The organism is Oleiphilus sp. HI0123, from assembly GCF_001635315.1.
Map to the genome: position 1 here is coordinate 1 of NZ_LWGE01001445.1, position 4,480 is coordinate 4,480.

Here is a 4,480-nt window from a genome sequence, read left to right on the forward strand (position 1 = left end):
TATAGAGCGACCAAACCCGCCCAAATAACGTAAACAGCAGTCTGACTTAAGAGAGCAACACCCGTTGGAGATAGTTTCCAAGCCAACACAGCTAAGGCTGCATACATTGGAATATTCATGAACAAGTATAGGTAAAAGTCACCCCAGCTTGTTACTTCCAAACCACCTGCTTTCTTAGGCTTAAAGTAGGTTGAACCTTTTGGCGTATCACGTACTACCTGATAGTAAATAAGGCCATAGATACTAGCAACAATACCTGTTGTACCTAATGCATATCTCCAGCCATCTTCTCCACCGTACATCATTGCCAGCGTAGGCAATAGCATAGCCGATGCAGCTGAGCCAAAGTTACCCCAACCACCGTAGATACCTTCTGCGATACCGACAGACTTATGAGGAAACCATTCGCCAACCATGCGGATACCGATTACAAACCCGGCACCAACAAAGCCCATTAAAAAGCGCATCATTGCGAGCTGCTCATAAGATTGAGCCAGTGCGAATGCTATACACACGACGCCTGCCAGTACAAGTAAAGTACTATAAACCTTTCTGGGCCCTAGTTTATCCACCAAAATACCGATGACGATACGTGCTGGAATTGTTAGCGCAACGTTCAGAATCATCAGGGCTTTGACCTGCTGACTCGACATATCAAACGCTTCTTTCATAAACACCAAAAGCGGAGCATGGTTAAACCAAACCATGAAGGTTAAGAAAAAAGCAAACCACGTAAAGTGGAGTGTTTTAATCTTGGGGTCGCCAAAAGCGAACAGGTTTATTTTAAGATCAGTGGACATAAAGCCTCCTATACAAAAAAGGGGTATGACGCTATTCTGCTTCGTGTGTAGGGTTTCCTACTTGATATGAGTCAAGTAAGGCAGGGCCTGAGAATGCCCCGGCACAGCGCATATACCTACTTTATTTTTTACTCCCTTGCCACAAAGCCAGCAGGCATCACAAAGCCTACTCACTTATAGGTAGGCGACTCATACCCCCTAACTCAAAAGGGTTAGAACAAACATGCACAAGGTTTTTTTGATTTAATAGGTATCAATCACTTTAATAGATAAACGAGCTCCTCTGTACCAACAATACCTTTGAGGATAAACCGAGTTAAACAGCCTTCGATCAGAGCGTCATAATGAATTTTGAGATCCCTGGCGCAGCCAGAGCCTTAACCATTGCCACCATAGCATTTGCTGCTAATTTTTCGGTATGGACACTCTATGCCGTTTTGGGGCTTGAACTTCAAAACAGCTTAAGCCTAAGCGCAACACAGTTAGGATTATTCTTTTCGGCCCCGGTTCTAACCGGTGCACTAGGGCGTATTCCTGCTGGCTGGCTTAGCGAGCGCTACAACCCCAAGAGCCTATTCACCCTACAAATGCTTCTTAGCACACCGCCACTATTCATCCTGCCTCACATCGAGACTCTGGAAGGCTACCTATTACTTGGCTTGTGGATCGGTATTAGTGGCACATCTTTTACCATCGGCATTCGTTATATCACCGACTGGTTTGAAAGTAACCGACAAGGCACTGCCATGGGTATATTTGGTGCAGGTAACACCGGCTCAGCCATTACCCTTGCACTTGCCCCAATTATTGTTGCGAACTGGGGTTGGGACAGCATTGGTCCTATCTATGGGGTTGGTTTACTCATTATGGCTTTTCTGTTCTGGCTAATAGCACCTACCCGCCCCTATACCCCGACAAAACTTCAAGCCGAACTTAGCACCCTACAAGCACTTAAATCCATCCAGATTTGGCGCTTCGGTCTATATTACTACTTTGTCTTCGGTAGCTTTTTAGCGCTAATCCTCTGGCTCCCACAGTATTATGCTTCCGCTTATAAACTCAGCTATAGCCAAGCGATGGCCTTTACGCTTTTCTTTGTTGCCACCTCTGGCATGGTTCGAGCATTAGGAGGCTGGTTTGCAGACCGCTATGGTGGTCGCACCGTTAACTGGGCAGTATTCTGGATATGCTTAGTTTGCTTGTTCTTCTTGTGCTATCCGCCGACCACGATGACCATACATGGCGTGCATCAAGATGTAGAACTGGCTATCGAAATTAACGTCTGGTTCTTCAGTACATTGATATTTATTATCGGTATAGCCCAGGGCTTTGGGCGAGCAAGTGTGTATAAGACAATTCATGAATACTACCCTCAGCAAATGGGGCTTGTTGGTGGCTTAGTGGCTGCAATTGGCGCCTTAGGCGGCTGCACACTCCCTATCGCTTTTGGCCTAGCCGTTGACTGGATCGGCATCCATAGCGCATGCTTCATGGTTTTATATGGTGTGCTCGCTTGCTGTATGACTGTCATGTTCCTTGCTATCAAGACTGATCGCTTTAACCAGCGCGTGCAACATGCCACCAGTCATAACTTCCTAGATGATGATTAAGCATCATCTTTAAACTTTATTACTACATTGCTTATACAAGAGAGATATCCCTATGGGTCACAACGTCAGCCAAGAAACCATCCCTTTAAACATTGCCGTATTAACGGTTTCAGACACTCGCACTGAAGACAATGACACATCAGGCCAACTTCTGGTAGAAAAGTTAAACTCGGCTGGGCACAAGCTCGCAGACAAAAAGATTGTCATTGACGACATATATAAAATTCGCGCTGCGCTCTCGACATGGATTGCGAGTGATGACACCCAAGTTATTATCATTACCGGTGGTACAGGCTTTACTAGCCGAGATAGCACCCCTGAAGCCGTTACCCCTTTGCTTGATAAGGTCGTCGATGGTTTCGGCGAGCTTTTCCGACAAATATCTCTTGAGCAAATTGGCACCTCAACCGTCCAGTCTAGAGCACTAGCGGGCATGGCAAACAAGACCTTACTATTCTGCCTACCAGGTAGCACCAATGCCTGCCGCACTGCCTGGGATAATATAATCGACTCACAAATTGACAGCCGTCAAGGCCCTTGCAACTTTGTACCCCAGCTAAAAGGCATTGATTTCGCTGCATGTCTTGATCGAGAAAAAAGAGATAACTCTTAGATTTTCAAATACTTAAACTAAAACTTCGAGTTCATCTTAAAACACTATACCTCCAGACTTACCCATCAGGAGGTATAGCCCCTTACTCCCTTTATCCGATTGCCCCCCCAAAACCAAAAGCGTTAAATAGGTCACATCCCTTGCAAATTTAAGACACAAGAGCAAGGAGTCTTTTAGAACTTATATCAATTAGGATATCGCTTATGAAGAACGCTTTAAGTCTATCAATCTCGATGATCGCTCTCGGACTCTCTGCAGCAGCTCCAACGTTTGCAGCAGAAGAGGCAGACTCAATTACTGCCGCGATTGCGGGCGGCGATGCATCCCTTGCGCTACGTTATCGTTTTGAATATGTAGATGATTTCACCAACCGTGAAGCTTTAGCATCCACAGTGAAAACACGTTTAACCTACAAGACGCTTTCATACAATGGCGTATCCACTACGCTAGAAATGGATAACAACAGTGTTGTCGGTGAAGACAACTACAGCGACAGTGGAGCTGATCCAGATGAAGAAGCAGTAGTGCTCGATGCTACGTATACTGAAATTAACCAGGCATATATCGATTTTGCTGCGCCAGCTGATACGCTCGTTCGCTACGGTCGCCAGCGCATCAACCTAGATGGCCAGCGTATGCTAGGCGGCGTGGGCTGGAGACAAAACGAACAAACTTATGATGCTTTTACCCTAGTTAACACAGCACTACCAGACACAACATTGATATTCTCTAATGTTTATAACGTAAACACCTTTACCGGAGGCGATATCGACGGCAACGACCATCAAGTTTACTACGTAAACAACAAGAGTATTGACGGCTTGGGCTTAAGCGCTTACTTCTTGGACCTGAAAGATATTCATGACACTTTCGGTATCCGAGCAAACGGTAAAGTGAAAGCAAGTGACGACCTTACTGTCCTTTATACCGCTGAATTTGCCCAACAAACTACTGACGATGATAATGAGCATGAAACGAATTATCTTAACCTTGAAGCAGGTGTAAATGTTTCAGGCTTTACCGCTAAGCTGGGTTACGAAACTCTTGGCTCAGATGACGGTAATGCCATGTTTAAGACACCTCTTGCAACCAAGCATAAGTTCAACGGTTGGGCTGACAAGTTTGCTGCTGAAAAAGGAACTGACGGCTTAGTAGACACCTCGCTTAGCATTTCAACCAAAAACTACGGTCCTAAGATCGCGGTAATCTACCACCAGTTTGACGCCGATGAAGGTAGTGCAGATTTAGGTAGTGAAATTGACATTCTAGTTGCCAAGAAGTTTTCTGATAACTACACAGGGCTAATCAAGCTTGCCGATTACAGTAAAGGAGACTCGGGCGAGGATACTACGAAAATTTGGGTGCAGCTCGCAGCTAAATTCTAGTCTCTTAGGTTAATTTTTACTGCTAGCGGAGGTTTCTTCCACCTCCGCTTTTTTTATGCCCGATAGCCACAA

At 45.4% G+C, this 4,480-nt stretch carries 4 protein-coding genes; 3 read left to right on the top strand and 1 reads right to left on the bottom strand.

What is annotated here, in order from left to right:
* A partial coding sequence (locus A3761_RS18755; protein WP_156491950.1) for an MFS transporter occupies positions 1-800 on the bottom strand: 800 nt, incomplete at its 3' end.
* Positions 801-1,144: 344 nt separating this feature from the next.
* Here A3761_RS18755 and A3761_RS18760 point away from each other — a divergent pair.
* The 3 genes from A3761_RS18760 to A3761_RS18770 all read left to right on the top strand — a co-directional run bounded on the left by A3761_RS18760 (position 1,145) and on the right by A3761_RS18770 (position 4,408).
* Positions 1,145-2,410, top strand: a complete 1,266-nt coding sequence (locus A3761_RS18760) for a nitrate/nitrite transporter (protein WP_068516785.1) — start codon at positions 1,145-1,147, stop codon at positions 2,408-2,410.
* Between the two features lie 52 nt (positions 2,411-2,462).
* On the top strand, positions 2,463-3,023 hold the full coding sequence (gene moaB / locus A3761_RS18765) for a molybdenum cofactor biosynthesis protein B (RefSeq protein WP_068516783.1): 561 nt from the start codon (positions 2,463-2,465) through the stop codon (positions 3,021-3,023).
* Between the two features lie 203 nt (positions 3,024-3,226).
* Positions 3,227-4,408, top strand: a complete 1,182-nt coding sequence (locus tag A3761_RS18770; RefSeq protein WP_068516782.1) for an alginate export family protein — start codon at positions 3,227-3,229, stop codon at positions 4,406-4,408.
* Positions 4,409-4,480: the final 72 nt, after the last annotated feature.